The sequence below is a fragment of the Micromonospora xinjiangensis genome (genome assembly GCF_056150165.1).
Genome location: NZ_JAXCFO010000004.1, coordinates 204,453 through 224,201, shown reverse-complemented (window position 1 = coordinate 224,201; position 19,749 = coordinate 204,453). Strand labels below are relative to the sequence as shown.

18 protein-coding genes are annotated in these 19,749 nt (G+C 72.1%); 5 read left to right on the top strand and 13 right to left on the bottom strand.

Annotation, left to right across the window (positions count from 1 at the left end; translation table 11 throughout):
• Window positions 1-173: 173 nt before the first annotated feature.
• The 4 genes from SM573_RS16450 to SM573_RS16435 all read left to right on the top strand — a co-directional run bounded on the left by SM573_RS16450 (window position 174) and on the right by SM573_RS16435 (window position 5,157).
• A complete protein-coding gene (locus SM573_RS16450; RefSeq protein WP_474610111.1) occupies window positions 174-1,190 on the top strand; it encodes a methyltransferase in 1,017 nt (338 codons plus the stop codon).
• A gap of 308 nt (window positions 1,191-1,498) precedes the next feature.
• The gene (locus tag SM573_RS16445) at window positions 1,499-1,840 is read left to right on the top strand and encodes a hypothetical protein (protein ID WP_474610112.1); all 342 of its coding nucleotides are present in this window, start codon (window positions 1,499-1,501) and stop codon (window positions 1,838-1,840) included.
• 285 nt (window positions 1,841-2,125) lie between these two features.
• Entirely contained in the window at window positions 2,126-2,869 is a 744-nt protein-coding gene (locus SM573_RS16440) for an N-acetyltransferase (RefSeq protein WP_474610113.1), read from the top strand.
• Between the two features lie 125 nt (window positions 2,870-2,994).
• On the top strand, window positions 2,995-5,157 hold the full coding sequence (locus tag SM573_RS16435; RefSeq protein WP_474610114.1) for an FUSC family protein: 2,163 nt from the start codon (window positions 2,995-2,997) through the stop codon (window positions 5,155-5,157).
• Between the two features lie 36 nt (window positions 5,158-5,193).
• On the opposite strand, the gene SM573_RS16430 is transcribed toward SM573_RS16435, so the two are convergent.
• From SM573_RS16430 to SM573_RS16395, 8 genes are all read right to left on the bottom strand, one after another.
• Entirely contained in the window at window positions 5,194-5,808 is a 615-nt protein-coding gene (locus SM573_RS16430) for a TetR/AcrR family transcriptional regulator (RefSeq protein WP_474616458.1), read from the bottom strand.
• Entirely contained in the window at window positions 5,798-6,271 is a 474-nt protein-coding gene (locus SM573_RS16425; RefSeq protein WP_474616457.1) for an SRPBCC family protein, read from the bottom strand. The genes SM573_RS16430 and SM573_RS16425 overlap by 11 nt, the downstream gene beginning before the upstream one ends.
• A gap of 28 nt (window positions 6,272-6,299) precedes the next feature.
• On the bottom strand, window positions 6,300-6,920 hold the full coding sequence (locus SM573_RS16420; protein WP_474616456.1) for an L-threonylcarbamoyladenylate synthase: 621 nt from the start codon (window positions 6,918-6,920) through the stop codon (window positions 6,300-6,302).
• A gap of 88 nt (window positions 6,921-7,008) precedes the next feature.
• Window positions 7,009-8,211 carry a hypothetical protein gene (locus SM573_RS16415; RefSeq protein ID WP_474610118.1) on the bottom strand — a complete coding sequence of 401 codons (1,203 nt, stop codon included), beginning with the start codon at window positions 8,209-8,211 and terminating at the stop codon, window positions 7,009-7,011.
• Complete coding sequence (locus tag SM573_RS16410) at window positions 8,208-9,173, bottom strand: carbohydrate ABC transporter permease (protein ID WP_474610119.1); 966 nt, start codon at window positions 9,171-9,173, stop codon at window positions 8,208-8,210. Before SM573_RS16410 ends, SM573_RS16415 begins: the two co-directional genes overlap by 4 nt.
• Window positions 9,170-10,144: a carbohydrate ABC transporter permease gene (locus SM573_RS16405; protein WP_474616455.1), complete on the bottom strand. Its 975-nt coding sequence runs from the start codon at window positions 10,142-10,144 to the stop codon at window positions 9,170-9,172. Before SM573_RS16405 ends, SM573_RS16410 begins: the two co-directional genes overlap by 4 nt.
• A gap of 58 nt (window positions 10,145-10,202) precedes the next feature.
• A complete protein-coding gene (locus tag SM573_RS16400; RefSeq protein ID WP_474616454.1) occupies window positions 10,203-11,510 on the bottom strand; it encodes an ABC transporter substrate-binding protein in 1,308 nt (435 codons plus the stop codon).
• Window positions 11,511-11,673: 163 nt separating this feature from the next.
• Complete coding sequence (locus tag SM573_RS16395) at window positions 11,674-12,540, bottom strand: helix-turn-helix transcriptional regulator (RefSeq protein ID WP_474616453.1); 867 nt, start codon at window positions 12,538-12,540, stop codon at window positions 11,674-11,676.
• 91 nt (window positions 12,541-12,631) lie between these two features.
• Between SM573_RS16395 and SM573_RS16390 the strand changes: the two genes are divergently transcribed.
• The gene (locus tag SM573_RS16390) at window positions 12,632-13,663 is read left to right on the top strand and encodes a LacI family DNA-binding transcriptional regulator (RefSeq protein WP_474610123.1); all 1,032 of its coding nucleotides are present in this window, start codon (window positions 12,632-12,634) and stop codon (window positions 13,661-13,663) included.
• 82 nt (window positions 13,664-13,745) lie between these two features.
• Here the strand turns inward: SM573_RS16390 and SM573_RS16385 are convergent, their stop codons facing one another.
• The 5 genes from SM573_RS16385 to SM573_RS16365 all read right to left on the bottom strand — a co-directional run bounded on the left by SM573_RS16385 (window position 13,746) and on the right by SM573_RS16365 (window position 19,742).
• Window positions 13,746-14,693 (bottom strand): zinc-binding dehydrogenase, encoded by a 948-nt coding sequence (locus tag SM573_RS16385; protein WP_474610124.1) that lies wholly within the window; start codon window positions 14,691-14,693, stop codon window positions 13,746-13,748.
• A 34-nt stretch (window positions 14,694-14,727) separates the two neighbouring features.
• Entirely contained in the window at window positions 14,728-16,860 is a 2,133-nt protein-coding gene (locus SM573_RS16380) for a hypothetical protein (RefSeq protein WP_474616452.1), read from the bottom strand.
• 17 nt (window positions 16,861-16,877) lie between these two features.
• Complete coding sequence (locus SM573_RS16375; RefSeq protein ID WP_474616451.1) at window positions 16,878-17,798, bottom strand: sugar phosphate isomerase/epimerase family protein; 921 nt, start codon at window positions 17,796-17,798, stop codon at window positions 16,878-16,880.
• Window positions 17,795-18,529, bottom strand: coding sequence for a phytanoyl-CoA dioxygenase family protein (locus SM573_RS16370; protein WP_474616450.1), 735 nt, complete (start codon window positions 18,527-18,529; stop codon window positions 17,795-17,797). The genes SM573_RS16375 and SM573_RS16370 overlap by 4 nt, the downstream gene beginning before the upstream one ends.
• A 124-nt stretch (window positions 18,530-18,653) precedes the next feature.
• Window positions 18,654-19,742, bottom strand: coding sequence for a Gfo/Idh/MocA family protein (locus tag SM573_RS16365; RefSeq protein WP_474610128.1), 1,089 nt, complete (start codon window positions 19,740-19,742; stop codon window positions 18,654-18,656).
• Between the last annotated feature and the right edge of the window lie 7 nt (window positions 19,743-19,749).

Sequence of the window (19,749 nt, the reverse complement as noted above, 5' to 3'; positions counted from 1 at the left end):
CGTTGGCGAACCCGATCGACGTTAGGCACCGTTCAGGTCGATCGCCCACTGCCTGTGAAGTTGTTCACCGGTCCACACGGGAGCGCCGTTTCTCCAGTTGCGGGCCCGCGGGAGGTGTGCTGCGGCCGCCGCGGCGCACCCACCGGGCCGCCCATCCATGATCTTATGTATCGATGCTCAGTCCCACTCCTCTCATGCGTCTCGTCGCCGGCGTCTGGGGTTTCAAGACCCTCGCGGTCGGCGTGGAGCTCGGCCTGTTCACCCGACTCGCGGGCGGACGGACCATCACCGTCGACGAGGCCGCGGCCGAGTTCGGGCTGGCCGAGCGCCCGGCCGACATGCTGCTGGCCGCCTGCGCCTCGCTCGGCCTGCTGCGCAGGGCCGGCGACGGATACCGCAACTCCGAACTGGCCGAGCAGTTCCTGGTCGAGGGTCGCCCGTACTACTTCGGGGGGCAGGTCAGATACTCCGACCTGCGCACGTACCTGCCGTGGCACCGCATCGCCGACGCGCTGCGCACCGACCGGCCGCTCACCTGGGACCCGGCCACCCAGCAGTCGATGTTCGACACGAGCGATCCCGAAATGATCGCCCAGTTCTGGGACGCCATGTACTCCACCTCCAGCTTCACCGCGCGCGCCCTCGCCGAGGCGTACGACTTCGGCCCGTACCGTCGGCTGCTGGACGTGGGCGGCGGCGCCGCGGCGTTCCCGATCGAGCTCTGCCGCCGCCTGCCGGACCTGCGGGCGACCGTCCTGGACCTGCCGCACGTCTGCCTCCGCGCCGAGGAGCAGATCTCGGCCGCCGGCCTGACCGGTCGGATCGAGGCGCTGCCCGGCGACTTCCTCGCCGACCCGGCGCTGCCGGAGGGTCACGACGTGATCCTGTTGAGCATGATCCTGCACGACTGGGACGAGCCCACCAACCGGGCGCTGCTGGCCCGGTGCCACGCGGCGCTTCCACCCGGCGGTGCGCTGGTCGTCTGCGAACTGCTGTTGAACGACGAGCGCACCGGCCCGCCGGAGGCCGCGCTGATGGGCATGAACATGCTCGTCGAGACCGAGGGCGGCAGGAACTACTCCGCGGCCGAGTACGCCGCCTGGCTCACCGACGCCGGGTTCGTCGACGTCCGTACGGTGCCCTTCGACGCGCCGGGCGCCAACGGGGCGGTGATCGGTCACCGCGCCTGACCGGCCTCCAGCAGGCGGCCCGTGGGCGCCACCCATCCCCGGCCGCGCGCAGTGCCGTCGCAGGCACACCGCCGCACCCCGCCGTCACCGTGCGCCGCGTGACGGGTGACGGATGGTGATAGTGGCCGGTCAACCAGCCTGTCGCGGCGTGATGACTGCGACATGACGACCAGCATGCCTGGAGGACGTCAGGGGGGTCGGCGAGAATCCGGGCGGAGACCACGGCAGAAGTGCCGCCCCAGTCGTGGTTTACCGGGGGGACGCAGTGGTGAAGGTAGGGCGGCACACGAATCCCAGGGGGGACGACCATGTCCGAGACAAGCCGTAGCGATGCCGTCACAGACCGCCCCGAGGGGGTGAGTGACCCGCTGCTGTGGAAGCTCGCCCTCGAGGTGGCCGACGCGCACGAACCCGACGGCGAGGGCGGCTGCCGCAACCTGCTCTGCGCGGGCGAGGCGTGGCCGTGCACGGCGTGGAACAACGCGCAACGCGCGTTGCGGGCGGCCCAGGGCGAGGGCGCGGAGGAGCCGACCACCCCGTTCGCTCGGGATGCCGCCGCCGGCTGGGCCGGCGCCTCGGTGGTGCCCGCGGCGCGCCGCGGCACGACCGCCCACGTACGGGGGGCGGAGACGAGCGCCTCCGCGGCGTAACGGCGGGGCGTCGGCGCGCCTCGGACACCGGGGCTACCTCCCGACCGGGCGCACCGGGCAGCCCCGGGGCGCCGCCGCCGATGACCGGTGACGCAGGAGCTGAGCGGCGCCGGCCAGCGCGGCGGCCCCCGGGTGACCGGCGGGCGGCGCCAGGGCAGCCGCTCGGCCGGTGCGCGACGAGGGCTCCGACCCGGCGACCCGGGCGAGGGGCCGCTACGGCGGCGGTACGGGGGCCACCGGCGAATTGGGGGTGCGCGGCGGCCTACCGTCCTCTACGGTGCCGCGGTGACCCTCGACATCGTGAGCCTCGCGGACCGCCCGGATTTCGCCCCGCTGCTGGACGAGGACTTCGAGGGGGCATGGCCGCAGTTCATGCTCTGGGATCCGATGGGCTCGGTGTACTACAGCGTCGCCCACGACCTGTACCCGGAGTTCGTGTTCGTCGCCGTCGACCCGGCCGACCCGGGACGCGCCGTCGCCCGCGCGTACGCCGTGCCGTTGCGCTGGACCGAGCCGGAACTGCCCGACGGCGGCTGGGACCGGGTGATCCAGCGGGCGACCATCAACCGTCTCTCCGGCGCCGAGACCAACCTCGTCTCGGCGTTGGAGATCTGCATTCGGCCCGACCGGCGCGGCACCGGGCTGTCCGCGCTGATGCTCGACGCCATGCGCCGCGCGGTCGCCAAGCAGGGGTACGACACCCTGGTGGCGCCCGTCCGGCCGAGCGGCAAGCACACCCGGCCCGACCTGCCGATGACCGAGTACGCGGGGCAGGTCCGGGCGGACGGCCTGCCCGTCGACCCGTGGTTGCGGGTGCACGTCCGAGCGGGCGGGCGCGTCGAACGGGTGGCGCCCCGGTCCATGACGATCACGGGCACGCTCGCCGACTGGCGTCGCTGGACCGGCCTGCCGTTCGACACCAGCGGCCCCGTGCACGTGCCGGGAGCACTGGTGCCGGTGCACTGCGACGTGGCGCACGACCACGCCGTCTACGTGGAGCCCAACGTCTGGGTGCGGCACCGCCTGTAGCGCCAGTGCCGGCGCCGCGCCGCCGGAAGGCACCGAACGGGTGATCGCGCCGAAGCCGGCTCGCCCCGCCCGGTCGGGCGGGACAATGGGCTCGGGAACGAGAGGCACGCGACGGGGGTCAGGCCGTGCTCGGAACCGGCCTGCTGGCCCGGCTGCGCCACCGTGACCCGGGGTACGCCGCGCTGCGCCGCGCCACCCGCCTGACCCTGGTCGTGTCCGCCGTCTTCTACACCACCCGATACGCGGCAGGCGATCCGGTCACGGCGGTGTACGCGCTCTTCGGCGTGGTCGCGATCGGGGTGTTCGCGCAGCTGTCGGAGCCGCCCCGGCGACGGGCCCGCATCCAGCTCAGCGCGCTGCCGGTGATCTGGGCGTTGGTCGTCGCGGGCACCCTGCTGGCGGGCAACACCTGGGCCGCGACCGGCGGCATGCTGCTCATCGGCTTCGCCGTGGCGTTCGCCGGTGTCGCCAATCCGCGTCTGGCCGGTCTCGCCGGCGCGTTCCAGCTCTTCTACATCCTCTCCTGTTTCCCCCCGTACCAGCCCGACACGGTGCCGCAGCGGCTGATCGGCGTCACGCTCGGGATCCTCCTGTTGGCCGTCGCCGAGGTGGTGGTCTGGCCGGACCCGGCTCCGGTGCCCTACTCCCGCCGCCTCGCCGACGCCGCGGACCGTCTCGCGGCGTTCCTCGACACGACGACGCCGGACGGTCCGGGCCGGGGTCCGCGTGCCGCCCGGCACGACGAGGCCACCGAGGCGGTGAACCGGCTGAGCTTCGGGCGGCTGCCGCCGGCGGAGCGGCCCACCGCGGTCGACGCCCACGATCGCGCCCTGCGGGCCTGCGAGGCGTCGTTGCAGGGGCTCTTGGTGAAGGCCGGCCGGTACGTCGCGGAGTATCCGCCGGAGCAGGGCTACGACGCGACGGCGGAGCGGCTGTTGGCGCAGTGCGCGGAGACGACCCGGGCGGTGGGCGGTACGCTGCGCCGCGACGCCCCGGCCGTCGCCCTCGACGCGCTGAACGCCGCCCTCGACGCGGCCGGGCGGGCGTACGTGGGCGTCCCGATCGGCGCGGACGGCGGTGTGGACCTGTCCCGCCTGTGCCGGGACGCGAGCGTGGTGGCGCTCGGGGAGCAGGTCCGCGTCCTCGCCGTCTCCGCGCGGGCGGTCGTCGGCCTGCCCTCGGGCGGCCCGCACGCGGTGCGGAGCACCTACCAGAGCGTCTTCGCCGACGCCCGCCACCGCACGGTGGGGCCGTACTGGCAACAGGTGCGGGCGCACCTGACCTCCCGCTCGGCCTCGTTCCAGATGGCGTTGCGGCTGGCCGCGGCGCTGGCCGCCGCCCGGGTGGTGGCGGGCGTGCTGTCGCTCATGCACGGCTTCTGGGTGCTGCTGGCGACCCTCACGGTCCTGCGCACCTCGGCCGCGGACACCCGCACCGCGTTACGCCCGGCGGCGGTCGGCACGGTCGTCGGTGCGGTCGCCAGCGGCCTGCTGCTGCTCGTCGTCGACCGGCAGATCATCCTCGCCGCCGCGCTACCGTTCGCCATGCTGCTGGCCTTCACCCTCGGCAACTGGGTGGGCCAGGCGCCGGCGCAGGCCATGTTCACGGTGACGCTGACGCTCGTCTTCGCCCAGCTCGCGCCGGCGGGCTGGCAGCTGGCCGAGGTCCGGCTGGTCAACGTGCTGATCGGTGGGGCGGTCGCCGTCCTGGCCGGCCTGCTGCTGTGGCCCCGCGGGACGCGGGCCAACCTGTGGCGCAACGCGGCCGCCTCGCTCGCCGCCAGCGGGGACCTGCTCGGGCAGACCGTGGAGGCGATGCTCGGTGGCGAGGTGCCCGAGCGCGCCGTGCAGCGGGCACGCCGCGAGGTCGTGCTGGCGGACTCCGCCTACAGCCAGTACCGGTCGGAGCGGCACGACCCGGGGACCAGCCGGGTGGACTGGCAGGCGGTGCTGAGCGCCGCGCACCACGGGTTGCAGGGCGCCGAGTCGCTGCTGTACCGCGGTCAGGGCGGCTGCCTGGCGGACTGCCCGGAGGCGGTGGCGCAGCTGCGTTCCACCACGCAACGGTTGCGATCGGCGTACGACGAGGTCGCCGCGCAGCTCGCTCGGGGCGACACGCCCCACCCACCGGTCACTCCCACCCGGTGTGTCGAGGCGCTGCGCCCGATCCGCCCGTTGCTCGCCCGGCCCGGCATCCCGGCACGGCACCTGGTGGCGATCCACATGCTGCTCGCCAACACCGCCGAGCACCTCGCCCGCGTCGGCCCGCCGGCCGGGCCGCGGCCGTGAGCGGCGCCGTCCATGTCGGACGGACGAGCCGACGGGTCACCCCGGACCGTGCGAGCGCCCGGGGCCGGGCGCCCCGGCGTGCGGCCGGACAGCCGGCACAGGCGCCGTGACGAGCCGCGCGAGCAGCTCGGCCGCCGCGTCGAGCAGCTCGCGCTCCTCGGTGACGAGCAGGTCGAGCAGCAGGCCACGGGTCGCCGCGAGGGCGAGCCGGGCCCGGCGGCGGGCCTCCGCCTCGGCGAACCCGAGCTGGACGAACATCTCCTGAACCGGCGCGGCCCACGCGGCGATGACGAAGGCGCGGAACGGCTCGGTCCAGGACCGGTCGTGGAGCGCGTGCGCGTAGATCTCGAAGAACAGCCGCTCCGCCGGGGCCAGCGCGGGGTCGGCCAGACGCCGCCAGAACCGGCGGCCGACCTCGACCGGGTCGTCGACGTCGGCGGCGAGCAGGGCGAGCGCCGCCCGCTGCTCCTCCTCGACCCGCCGCACGACCTCCGTGAGCAGGCCCTCCCGGCTGCCGAAGTGGTAGAGCAGCATCCGGTGACTGGTGCCCGCTCCAGCGGCGATCTCCCGCAGGCTCAGCCCACTGAAGCCGCGCTCGGCCAGCAGGGCGACGCACCGGTCCAGCAGGGCCGCGCGCGCGTCAGCGCTCACCGGCCGCCGGCCCGTCCACCGGCGGGTCGCCCGCCGTCGCGTCGCCCGCCTCGGCGCAGGCGCGCAGGCCGGCCGCCTCCAGGCGCAGGTACCGCCGCGTCCGGGCCGAGATCAGCAGCGCGACGAGCCCGGCGAGGACACCGGTCTGCCGGATGCCGACGCTGATCCGCGTCCTGCCGTCCGCCTCCGCGGACAGCCGGTGGTATCCGACGGTACGCACGCCGGGAGTCACCGCCTCCCAGGCGAACGACTCCCCCTCGCGCACCTCGCTGACCCGCCAGACGGTGGCCGGCAGGCCCGGCTGCCGGATGCGGAACCGGCGGCCGACGGCGAGCGTCGGGCCGTCGAGGGGCTGCACCGACGACATCGACGGCGTCCACCGTGGATAACTCGTCACGTCCGCGAGCGCGGCCCAGGCGCGGTCCGGACCGGCCGTGGTCACGATCGTCTCCCCGTACTCCATGTACCAGATGGTACATAGATAGGGATGGTCACTCGAAGCGTGCGGTGTCGCCGGCCCCCCGCCGCAGGATCTCCGGCTCGTCCTCGGACAGGTCGACGACGGTGGTCGGCTCCGTACCGCACTCACCGGCGTCGATCACCGCGTCGACGAGGTGGTCCAGCCGCTCCTTGATCTCCCAGCCCTGGGTCATCGGGTCGTCCTCGCCGGGAAGGATCAGCGTGCTCGACACGAGCGGCTCGCCCAGCTCGGCTAGGAGCGCCTGGGTGACCGCATGGTCGGGCACACGCACTCCCACGGTGCGCTTGCGCGGATGCAACATCCGGCGCGGCACCTCCCGGGTCGCCGGCAGGATGAACGTGTAGCTGCCCGGCGTCGACGCCTTCACCTGCCGGAACACCGCATTGCTGACCTTGACGAACTGGCCGAGCTGGGCGAAGTCCCGGCACACCAGCGTGAAGTGGTGCCGCTCGTCGAGGCGGCGGATCTCCCGGATGCGGTCCAGGCCCTCCTGGTTGCCCAGCTGGCAGCCCAGCGCGTAGCACGAGTCGGTGGGATAGGCGATCAGACCGCCGTCGCGGATCAGCTGGACCACCTGTCCGATGGCCCGCGGCTGCGGGTTGTCCGGGTGCACGTCGTAGTACCTCGCCATGGGACGAGACTAGTGCCGGCCGGAAGACCCGCTCCCGATTCCTGACCGGTGGCCATGGATGCTCGAGCTTCGTCGGTGCCCGCAGGGGCTACGTCGGTAGGTAGCGCGCGATCGACGGCGTGTCGTTGATGTCCGGCCCGAAGAACTTGAAGATCACGAGATCGCTGTCGCCGGTGTTCGCCACGGTGTGCGGGGAGGTGGCCACCGCGTGGCTCACGAGCAGTTCGTCGCGGTCGGCGTCGCCGCCGCGAACGTCGTGGCCGCAGTAGCTCCCGGCGCCGGACCAGACAAGGATCGAGTAGACGCCGTTCTCGGTGCCGGTGTGCCGGGCTCCCGGCGGCACGACGAGCTTCTTCCCGCTGAACTTCGGGGTGTTGTAGAAGATCCACCACTCGGTGCCGCCGCCGTCGGTGTCGACCGGCTGCGGGCTCAGGTGGTTGTTCTCGTAGAAGAACGGGTCGCCGTTGAGCTCCCACTCCACGAAGTTGAGCGGGAACCGTTCGCCGTGGGCGCTGCGGTCCTCGGGGCGTACGTCGTGGAACAGCAGCTCCTTCGAGATGATCCGGCCGGCGTTCAGCGCCTGGAACATGGCGAAGACGTCGGAGTCTTCCTGGAGCTCCACGGTCAGCGCCGTGCCCGGCCCGTGCAGCACCCCGGACGGCACCTGGAAGCCCTCGTCGGCCACCTGCAGCTCGGCCCGCGAGTGCCGCAGGATCAGATCGCTGTCCCAGTCGACCAGGTAGGGCAGGAGCACGTCGTAGGCGCGCTCGCGGACGATCCACGGGTGCACGCCGAAGAACGTCTCCGGGTGGGGGCCGGCGTCCACGCCCGCCGGGAAGTAGTAGGCCTCGTCCTTCGACCGCCGACCCAGCAGCTCGGCGAACCGCTGCGGCGGGTGGATGTGGTACGGGATCCGGGCCCCGTAGTCGAGCAGCTTCGCCAGGCGTCCCAGGCCCTGCGGGTGGCTCGCCGCGTACGCGTCACCCATGATCGCGGCCGGGTCGGCGTGCACGGCGTCGCGGAGGGTCATCCGCGCGCGTCCGGTGGAGTCGACGACGTGGCTGAGACCTTCGTCGTCCGGGCCGACGCGGTTGTCGGCCTTCGTGGTCGACCCGAGCCACCGCTCGCAGAGGTAGCCCCGCTCACCCAGGTCGTACGCCTCTTCGGGCAGGCCGAACCGCCTGCCCGGGGGCACCAGGTCCCGGGCCACGAAGGCCGGCGCGAGCCGCAGCACTCCCCCACCGTCGTTGAGCAGGTCCTCGACCAGTTGTCGCGGCGACGGGCCGGTCATCCCTTGAGCCCGCTCATCGAGATGCCCTGGATGAACCGACGCTGGAACACCAGGAACGCGACGATCATGGGCAGCGTGGCGACGACCGAACCGGCCATCAGCAGGTTCCACGACGTCCGATTCTTGACCACGAACAATGCTAGGCCGAGCGGCGCGGTGAATTTGTCGGAACTGGAGATGACGATCAGCGGCCAGAGGAAGTCCTCCCAGGCGTACGTGAAGGTGAAGATCGCCGTGGCCGCGAGCGCCGGGGTGGACAGGGGCAGGACGACCCGCCAGAAGACCCGGAACTCGCCGGCGCCGTCGATGCGGGCCGCGTCGAGCAGCTCGTCGGGGATGGAGAGCATGTACTGCCGCAGCAGGAAGATGCCGAACGCGCTGACCGCCCCGGGCAGGATGAGCCCCCAGTACGAGTCGAGCCAGCCGTGCCCGCCGTTGCCGAGCGCGTCGTTGCCGCCGAAGAACGGGATGTGCTTGAGCACCAGGTAGTTCGGGATGAGGGTCACCTGTGGCGGCACCATCATGGTGGCCAGGAAGAGCAGGAAGATCACGTCTCGGCCGGGGAACCGGCGCTTGGCGAAGGTGTAGGCGGCCAGCGCGTTGAAGAAGAGCTGGAGCACCGTGACCGAGGTCGCGACGAAGGCGCTGTTGAGGAACCAGCGCCAGGCGCCCTCGCTGCCCTGCGCGTGCTCACCGGCCTCGCCGATGCCGAAGAAGCCCTGGTAGCCCTCCAGCGTCGGATTCCTGGGGATCCACTGCGGCGGCCAGGAGAAGATGTCGCCCATGTGCTGGAACGAGGCGCTCACCAGCCAGGCGAACGGGGCGACGAAGAGGATCGCGCCCGGCACCAGGATGGCGTAGCAGGTGGCGAGCCAGAGCCGCCGGGGCCACACCGGGCGGCGCGAGCGGGCCGGCGTCTGCCGCGGCTCGTCGGGTGCGCGGGTGAGGGTCGACCGGGTCACAGGTCCGCCTTTCGGTACAGCCTCAGCTGGAACGCGGTGAACACCAGCAGGAGGACGAACAGGCCGTAGGCGAGCGTGCTCGCGTACCCCATGTCGTAGAACTTGAAGGCCGCCTCGTAGATGTAATAGACCATCGTGGTCGTCCGGTTGACCGGGCCGCCGCCGGTCATCACGTAGATCTGGGTGAACACCTGGAACGAGCCGATGATGCCCATGACGGCGAGGAACAGCGTCGACGGCGCGAGCATGGGCAGCGTGACGTAGCGGAACCGGGCCCATGGGCCCGCGCCGTCGAGCCGCGCCGACTCGTAGAGCTGCTCCGGGATGGCCTGCAGTGCCGCGAGGTACACCACCATCGAGAAGCCGACGCTGGCCCAGACGCTCATCAGCACGACGGCGGGCATCGCCAGGTCCTTGTTCGACAACCACACCAGTGGCTCGCTGATCAGGTGCGTCTTGAGCAGGTAGAAGTTGAACAGCCCGAAATCGCCGTTGTAGAGCCACTTCCAGACGATGGCCGACACGACGAACGGCGTGACGGTCGGCAGGAAGTAGAGCGTGCGCAGCAGGCCGCGCCCGCGGATCGGCTGGTTCAGCAGCAGCGCCACGCCGAGCCCGAGGGCCATGCCCAGCGGGACCGAGGCGCCGGTGAAGTAGGCCGTGTTGATGATCGACCGGCGGAAGTCCTCGTCCTGGACCATGTCCCGGTAGTTCTCCAGGCCGACGAACGGCTTCTCGGGCTCCAGGATGTTCCACTCCCGGAACGTCAGGTAGAAGGCGAACAGCAGCGCGAACACCGTGAAGATCGAGAAGACGACGAGCCCGGGCGCGAGGAACGCGTACGCCGAGCGCTCCCGCCACATCAGCCGCGCGGTCCCGCGTACGCCCCGACGTCGGCGCTCGGGTCCACGGGGGCCGCGGTGCCGGGTCTCGTCCTCCCCGCCCGGCGTGGGGGGCTTCGTCGTCGCCACCGCGGTCATCCCCTCGTCACCGCCGACCTGCCCGTCCCGGTCGCGCCCGGCCGTCTGGTCATCGGAGGATCTTCTCGGCCTCGGACGCGGCGTTGTCGAGCGCCTGGGCGGCCGTCTGCTCGCCGTAGATCGCCTTGGCCAGTTGCTCGTTGAGCCCTTCCTCGATCTTGGGCCAGTCGGCGTGGACGATCACGTTGCTGACGCCGCACTTCATGGCCTCCGCGAAGCCCTTCAGGACCGGCTTGGTCGCCACGACGTCGGGCGATTCCAGCAGGCTGTTGAGCGGGGGCAGGAGCGTGCCGTCCTTGGACTTGTAGGTCCACAGCGCCATGTTGTCCGGTTTGGACAGGAACTCGATGAACTTCCACGCGGCGTCGGCCTTCTTGCTCTGGCTGAAGATGACCAGCGCGTCGCCGGCGATGGTCGTGCCGCAGCCCGCCGAGCCCTCGGGCAGCGGGGCGGTGGCCCACTTGCCGTTGATGGCCGGGAACTCGTCGGTGAGCGTGCCGGCGAACCACGAGCCCGCGACGTACATGCCGACCTGGCCGTTGGCGAACGCCTGGCGTCCGTCGTACGAGTTGGAGTTGAGGTAGTCCCGCGGGGCGTACTTCGCCAGGTTGACGTAGAACTCGGCGGCCTTCTTGGCCTCGGCGCTGTTGAACAGCACCTCCTCGCCGTCGTCGGAGAGCACCTTGCCGCCGGCCTGCCACAGCCAGGGGTACCAGTAGTAGGCGGCCTCGGGCGAGCTGGTGAACATGGCGTGCCCGTAGGTCCGCTTCGCCGGGTCGGTCAGCGCCTTCGCCGCCGCCTCGTACTCCTCCCAGGTCGCGGGGGGCTTGCTGAGGCCGGCGGCGGCGAACATGTCGGTGCGGTAGAACAGCGCCGTGGACTCGCCGTCGAACGGCAGCCCGTACATGCCGTCCTCGAAGGTGGTGAAGGTCTTGAACGCCGGCACGTACGCGTCGGCCTTCACGATCTCGCTGCGCCGGATGTAGTTGTCGAGGTTCACCAGGGCCTTGCGGGAGGCGAACGCGGCGACCGTGCTGGCGTCGATGTAGGCGACGTCCGGCGGGTTGCCGCCGGCGACCTGCGCGGTCAGCTTCTCGTTCGCCTCCTCGGCCGGGATGTTCTGAAGCTCGACGTCGATGGTGGGGTGCTCGGTCTCGAACTGCTGGATCAGCGCCTTCATCTCCGGGATCTCGCCGACCCAGGACGCGAACGAGATGGTCACCGGCGCGGTGGGCTCCGGAACCGGCCCCTCGCCCGCGCCCCGGTCGGTCGAGGAGGAGCCCCCGGTGGAGCAGGCGGCCAGGGCCAACACGACGGCCGCCGCCGCCGAGACCGTCGCCAGGGACCTACGGGACACGCGACGCTTCATCGGATCAGCCCCCAATGTCGTTGCCGGCCAGTGCACTGTGGATCACATGTCGGACGCCCGGTGCAAAACGTTTGGCATGCTGCGGCTAGGGTGTTCCGCCCGCACTGGCCTTGTCAAGGGATCGCGGGTAACGAACGAAACATCGCTGTAATCAAATGTTCGCCTGCGCCGCGCCGGTGACGGCGGCGTCGCCCTGCGTACGCCCGGCCGACGGCGCCTGCCCGTACCGGCGCCGGTAGGCGCGGCCGAAGTGCGACGGGCTGTTGAAACCCGCCGCGTGGCAGATCTCGGTGACCCCGAGGCTCGTCGACGCCAGCAACGACCGCGCGAACCGCAGCCGCCGGTTCTGCAGGTACGTCTGGAACGACACGCCGACCAGCCGGCTGAACCGCTCGCTGAGGTAGTTCGGCGACAGGTGCACGTGCGCCGCGACCTCGGCCAACGTCACCGGTTCCCGGAAGTGCCGCTCCACGTACCGCACCGCGCGCCGGATGTCGGCCGCCGCGTCGGGCGGCACGGGTGGCCCCGGTCCGTCGCCGACCGCGACGGCGCGCCGCGCCAGTTCGATGAGGATGCAGCCGAGCACCGCGTCGGAGAGCGCGGCCGCGCCCGGGCGCCGGCCGTCGGACTCCCGCCACAACCGGTCGAAGTCGGCCCCGAGGTCGGCGCAGTCGTCCGCCAGCCACGGCGGCCCCGTCACCGCGACCGGCCCCGTCGCCTCCAGCCAGCCCTCGACCACACCGGCCTCGATGACGACGTTGTAACAGGTCAGCGGCGCGTCCGAGGTGAGCACCAGCTCGTGGAAGTCGGTGGGGGTCAGCAGGAAGACACCGCCGGGGCGGAGCGGGCGGGGAACGCCGTTGACCACGTGCCGCGCCGACCCGTCGAGCACGTAGCCCAGCTCGTAGTAGTCGTGCCAGTGCGCCGACACGTCCCGCAGCCGCGGCCGCGTGACCCGCACGCGCGCCGCACCCGCCACGAGGCCGTCGATCATGTATCGCTCGAGGAGCCGCGTCATCCCGCCTCCCACGTCGATCCGCGTGGTGAAAACGTTTTGCTACCGTACGAACTCGGATTCCAGAGGTCAACGGGGCGAGAGGTCGAAGTCGATGTCCGACAAGCGGTCGCCGGCAGCACCCGACGAGCCACGGGTGACGCTGGTGCAGGTGGCGAAGCTCGCCGGGGTGAGCCCCACCACCGTGTCGCACGTGCTCTCCGGCAAGCGGTGGGTCGCGGAGTCGACCCGGGAGACGGTCCGCAACGTCATCCGCGAGCTCGGATACCGCCCCAACAACGTGGCGCGGAGCCTGCGCACCCGCCGGTCACGCATGGTCGCCGTCGTCGTCCCGGACATCACCAACACGTTCTACGCCGTGCTCACCCGCGGCCTCGCCGACGCCGTGGACGGCGCCGGTTACGGCACCTATGTCTGCAACACCGACGCCAACGCCGAACGCGAGGACGCCTTCCTCGCCGACGTCATCGACCGCGGCGTCGACGGGGTCGTGATGGCCTCCGGACCCACCGGCGCGCGGGCGCGGACCGGCCCACCCGCGCCGGGCGTGCCCACCGTGTGCGTCGGCGGCTCCCACGACGACGCCCCCCACGTCGACCTCGTGACACCGGACGACACCGTGGGCTCCCACGCCGCCGTCACCCACCTGATCCGCCGCGGCGCGCGGCGCATCGCGATGATCGAAGGGCCCCTGCCGTCGGGCTCGGCCCGCGAGGACGGTTACCGGCAGGCGCTCACCGAACACGGGCTCCCCGTCGACCCCGACCTCCTGGTCGCCGGGGACTGGACCCGGCCCGGCGGCCGCGCCGCCATGCACCGGCTGCTGTCCGCGCCCGGGCGGCGTCCCGACGCGGTGTTCTGCGCCAACGACCTGACCGCGATCGGCGCGATCGACGCCGTGCACGAGCGGCACCTGGCCGTGCCCGACGACATCGCCGTCGTCGGGTTCGACGACGTGGACGCCGCCACGATCGTCAACCCGCCCCTCACCACGGTGCGCAACCCCGCGTACGACATCGGCCGCGCGGCCGGGGAACTTCTGCTCAGCCGGATGGACGGCACGTACGACGGCGGCGGGCGCACCGTCGTCCTGCCCTGCCCGCTGATCGTCCGCGCGTCCGCCTGACCCGAGCCGACGTCGCGCCGCGGCCCGGTGGGGCCGCGACCCGGTCGGCGCGTCCGCCGCCCGCACCGACCGGACCGGGCCCTCAGTCCAGCATGACCGTCGCCTTCACGAAACCGGCCGGCTTGTCGCGGGCCGCACGGAACGCCGCCTCGATCTCCTCCAGCGGGAACCGGTGCGTCACCAACCGGTCCAACGACAGCACCCCCGAGGCGAGCAGCCGCATCCCCACCGTCATCCCCCGCATGATCGTGTCGATGTCGCGGTAGTGCGCGTTGACGATGCCGAACGCCATCCAGTTCCAGTAGGCCAGGTTGATCGCCCGTGACCCGCCCTGGTGGAACCCGACCAGCACGATCCTCCCGCTCATCCGGGTCACGTCGCCGGCCACGTCGAGCGCCGCCTGTCGGCCCGTGCACTCGAACGTCACGTCGGCGCCCCGGCCGCCGGTCAGCTCGGCGACCACGTCCGCCAGCGACTCGTCGCGGACGTCGACCACCCGGGTCGCACCGAGTTCCCGCGCCCGGTCCAGCGCGTCGGGCCGGGTGTCGGCCACCACGAGGTGCCGGACCCCACGCAGGCGGACGAGCTTCTGCACGAGATTGCCCATGAACCCGGCGCCGATCAGCACCACGTCGTCGCCGAGCCGCACGTCCGCCTCCTCCACCGCGTTGACCGCGCACGCGAGCGGCTCGGCGAGGGCCTCGTCGAGCGGCACGTCCCCGGCCGGCCGGCAGTGCGCCGCCTTCGCGGCCACGTACTCGGCGAACCCGTGGGAGGTCACCCAGACACCGACCGGGTCGCCGACGGCGAGCGCGGAGACCTCGGCGCCGACCGCCGCGACCGTGCCGCTCACCTCGTGCCCCAGATGCCGCGGGTAGTCCCCCGTCTGCTCGCCGCGCCACGCCGGGAGCTCCGACGTGCACACCCCGCAGGCCCGCACCCGCACCAGCACCTCGTCCGGCGCGATGTCCGGCGGCGGCACCTCGGCGATCTCGAACCGCTCCGGGCCGGTCAGCACCGCGATCCTCATCCCGCTCCTCCGTCCCCTCGCCCACCCCGCGTGCTCACGACGCCGCTCCCTCGGCGGGCGCCGGGCCGGCGGAGAACACCACGACGGCGTACGGGCCGAGCGCCTCCAGCGTCACCGTGTGCACCAGCCCGTCGACGTGGACATCGAGGGCGCTCACCTTCCCGTCACCCGCGTAGGCGGTGGCCTCCGGCCGGTGTTGCGGCAGCCGGACCCGCAGCTGGAGGCCGGTGACCGCCCGCACCTCGTCGTCGGCCCACCGGTAGTCGTAGTTGACGAGGTGGACGGCGACCGCGCCGTCGGCCAGGCGAGCGGTGTTGGCCGCCACCGCCGACGCGCCGCCGGGGGCGCGCAGCGCGAGCTGTCGGCCGCCGGGCAGCAGCGCGGACAGGTCGGTCGGCTCCGCCGCGCTCATGCCCTTGTGCGCGAGCAGGGCGGCCCGCTCCCCGTCGGCGAGGTTGTCCCCGAACCCGTCGGTCCGCACGACCCGCCCGCCCGCGTCCAGGTGGACGCGCAGCGCGGCGGCCTGCGTCGGCGTGAGGTAGGTGCAGGACGGCAGGATGACCGTGTCGTAGCGGCGCAGGCTCTCCGCCGTGACCCGGTCCGGCGCCGTCCGGGGGTCCGGGAACAGGACCACGTCGAACGGCACCGCGGCGGCCGCGAGCGCCTCGGTCACCTGCCGGTAGGGCACCCGCACGCTCTCGTCGCGCGCGTTGCGCAGGTTGTCGCCGACGTCCTGACGGGAGACCAGCTCCCGGTTGCTCTCCACGCTGTAGACGACCGCGACCTCGTTGACGCTGCGCCGGTCGAAGAGCCACTCGTGGTCGGCGAGGAACGCCTGCACCTCGGCGACGACCTCGTGCGGCGGGTAGAACGAGTCCTGGATGGTGGCGCCCATCCACGACCCGTACGGCACCGCCATGTTGACGCCGAACGCCGCCGCCTCGTAGCAGGACAGCCGCAGCAGGTCGTGCCCCCGCCCGGCGCGCAGCAGCTCGACGAGCTCCGGCACCACCCCGCCGTACGGGTTCTCCACGACGATGACGTCCTTGTCGCCGGCGAACCCGGCCACGTAGCGGTACCACTCCGGCTGCCGGTAGGTGGTGTTGCGCATCTCGGTCACGATGACGTCCACGTCGTCGGCGAGGCCGAGGTACTGCGGGTCCATGTTGAAGAAGTTGCCCGAGACCAACACCTCCCGGCCGCGGGAGCGGCCGTACTCGCGCGCGTACGCGGCCAGTTCGCCGAAGTGCCGCCGGATCGCCGCGCACTGGAACCGGTAGTACTCGGCGAACAGCGGCGTGGTGTGGTGCCCGTCGGTGAAGTCGTGGCCGCGCGCGAGCAACCACTGCCCGTAGTGGAACGTGTCGAGGTCGACGCCGGCGAGGTCCGGTCCGCGCTCGTCCGGGGGCAGCTGCTGAAGGTGGGCGCGGAAGCCCTTCATGCAGTCGGTGCAGAAGCAGCCGCCGTACTGGAGCGAGCCCAGCGGCAGCTCCGTCTCATCGAGCTGCACGCCGTCGACGCCCGCGTCGATCTGGATGCGGATGACCGCCTTCAGGTACTCGCGCCAGACCGGGTTGTTGCGGTCCATGTAGTAGCACTGGTGGTCGCGGTCGGGGCACTCGACCCAGCGGGCGTGCAGCGGCGTGCCGTGGATGTCGCGGGCGCAGCACTCCTCGATGAGGTCGGTGACCGGTTCGCCGTCGCTGTTGACCAGGCCGCCGGGAAAGTAGTGGGCGAACGGCTTCCACAGATTCGGGTAGCGGTCGCCGGAGAACTCCCGCAGCCCGATCCAGTCGCGGTGACCGGCGCCGCGCAGCTCGTTGAGCGCGAGGATCTCGTCCTCGTCGGCGGACAGCTCGACGGGGAACTCCCAGCCCTGCGCCTCGAAGACGATGCCGAAGACCGCGATGCCCCGCTGCTGGGCGGCGGCGATGAACTCGCTGTCGTTGACGAAGCCGTAGAAGCGGGCCCGGGCGTCGACCGGGCCGAACGCCTCCTGCTCCAGGTAGGGCAGCGAGATCGAGCCGCCGCCCAGCGACGCCCAGACCAGGGTGGTGGCCCGGTAGTCGACGAGGTCGTCGATCATCCGCAGCCGTCGGGGCGGCAGGCTCGGGTGGTAACAGTGCTGCCGGGGGAACCAGGCGTCGAAGTACACGCCACGCTGCATGCCTCGGGCTCCTTGTCTCACGCGACGATCAGGGGGTGGAGCGTGCGTTCGGCGACGACCAGCCCCTGCCGGACCCGCTGCGGGGAGCCGGACCAGACCGGGTCCTCGTGCTCGACGGAGACGAAGCCGTCGTACCCGCCCTCGTAGAGCACGTCGATCAGGCGGCGCCAGTCGACCTCGCCGAGACCCGGCACGCGGTAGCGCCACCAGCCGCTGGCCCACGGCGACTCCCGGCCGATGAGCTGGCCGAACACCCCGAACCGGTTGCGGGCGCCCGGGTCGACCTGCGCGTCCTTGGCCTGCACGTGCCGCACCAGGTCGAGGTTCTCGGCCAGGGCCGTCACCGGGTCGATGCCGAGCCACACCAGGTGTGAGGGGTCGAAGTTCAGGTGGAGGCCGAGGCCGCCGAGCCACCGCCACAGCTCCGGGGAGTACGCGAGATTCGCCGGGTAGCCGTCGGGGTGCCAGCCCTCCATCGGGCAGTTCTCGACCACCAGCCGCACGGACCGCTCGGCCGCGTACGCCACGAGCGGCGGGAGGACCTCCTCGGCGAGGCGCAGGTTTGCCGACACCGGCAGCGTGACATCCCGGCCGACGAACGTGCCGACGTACCCGCAGCCGAGCAGCGCGGCGGCGTCGACGCAGCGGCGCAGGTGCCGGTGGATGCGTTCCCGGGTCGCCGGGTCGGCGTGCAGGTTGTTCTCGTAGTAGGCCACCGCCGAGAGGGTCAGGCCGTGGCGGTCCAGCAGGTCCCGCACGCGACCGGCGGCGGCCTCGTCGAAGCCGTCCACGGGCAGGTGGCTCGCCTCCCAGGGGCGGCCCGGGTCGCGCGGCCAGGCAGCGACCTCGAGGCCCTGGTAGCCGTGGGCGGCCGCCCACCCGGCGATCTCGTCGAGGGGCTCGCCGGGCAGGCAGGCCGTCAGGAACCCGAGCTTCACCGCGGGGCTGGTTCGTAGGTGTTGCCGGCGCTGTCGCGACCCCGGGCGAGCCAGATCTTCCACCCGTCGTTGGCCGGCACGGGGAGCACCTTCACCGACGCCGGGAAGTACCGCATGGTGTAGCCGGTGCGGCGCAGGTCGCTGGTGTTCGGTTCGGCGCCGTGGATGATGCGCCCGTCGTGCAGGGAGCACTGGCCGCGTTCGAGTTCGAAGTAGACCGCCCGGCTGTCGTCCACGCCGGGGATCTCGGCGTGGAAGGTCTGCGTCGACTTGTCCGTCGGCACGTACTCCGAGAAGCCGTTGTCGTGGGTGCCGGGGATGACCCGCATGCACCCGTTGGTGCGGTTGCTGGGCCCGAGAGCGAGCCACACGGTGACGATGCGGTCGTACTCGCTGAGCCGGCCGTTCCAGTACGCGCTGTCCTCGTGCCAGGGGGTGGCGCGGCCCACCTTCGGGTCCTTGGAGATGAAGTGGCTGGTCCACAGCGCGATGTCGGGCCCCACCAGCGGCTCGACCAGGTCGAGCACCTCGTCGGAGAGGAGGAAGTCCAGCAGCCGCGGGTCCCGGAAGTGCGGGGTGTCCAGCTCGTCGGAGAGCTTGTCGCCCTTGTCGGCGAGGTGCTCGTCGAAGATCCGCTCCAGGGTGTCGAGCTTCTCCGGGGAGAAGAGCTGGTCGCGGTGGAGGTAGTAGCCGTTGGTCCGGTAGAAGTCGACGGCCTGTTGGTCCAGCACCGGTGCACCTCCTGATCGTCTGGTCCGCCGCGCCGCGGCGGCGTCGTGGCTCGACGCTAGTTGCGGTCCCGCCGCGGCGGCGGCACCTGTCTTCCGGGGAACTCGACGTATCTTCCGGTCCGGGTCAGATCCGCGCGCCGGTGTCGGTGGCCATGACCCGGATCAGCTCGGCGAACAGGTCGAGGTCGGCCAGGAAGTCCTCCGGATCGGTCTTCGGCCGCCCGCCCTCGGTGACCGTCCGGTGGAAGTACTCCAGCTCGTGCGTGTACGGGTCCTTCAGGTGCGGGCGGGACACGACGCGGTGCAGCCCGTCACCGCGGGTCTCCTCGGTGATGAGCAGCGTCGGCAGGTGCCGGATGTACGGGGTGTCGTACTGCACCCGCATGGTGGCGTGTTCCCCGTAGACCTCGATGTGCGCGTCGAAGCGCAGCTGCTCGTCGACGCCGGTCTCGTAGGTGACGAGGAAGTCGTCGTACTCCAGCAGCGCCGTGATGAACCGCCCGTCGCGCCACTGCCGGGCCGCGACCACGCCGCGCGGACGGCCGAGCAGCTCCCGCATCGCCGACAGGTCGTGGCTGCCCAGGCCGCACAGCAGCCGGTACGCGCCGGCCAGGACGTCCGGGACGTCGCCGAGCGCGTCCGCGACCAGCGCCCGGCCCCTGGCCCAGCGCTCCTCGACGGCCGCGCGGGGCACGTCGGACGGCCGGTCCACCAGGATCGTCTGGTCGATCATCAGCTGGTTGCGGCCGATGATGTCGTGCACCCGTGCGTAGTTCAGCCGGCCGAGGGCGCCGATCTGTTGGCTCGCCTCGACGAACGCCGGGGCGTAGCGGCGCATGTAGCCGACCATCACGACGGCGTCGGAGCGGTCCCGGGCCGCGATGATGGCCTCGGCCTCGCGAGGGCTGAGGCACATCGGCTTCTCCACGAGCACGTGCACGCCCCGGTCGAGCGCGGCGATCACCGCGTCGGCGTGGTACTCGTCGCTGTTGAGCACGAGTACGCAGTCGAGGTCGTTCTCGTCGAGCATCTCGGTGAAGTCGGCGTGGCGGCGCGCGACGCCGTAGGCGTCGCCGACGCGCTGCCGCAGGCCGGGAGAGATGTCGCAGACCGCGGTGACCCGGAAGAGGTCGGGGAGGGACCGCAGGACCGGCAGGTGCACCACCTGCGCCACCTCGCCCAGCCCGATGATGCCCATGGATAGCTGGCGCATAGCGGAA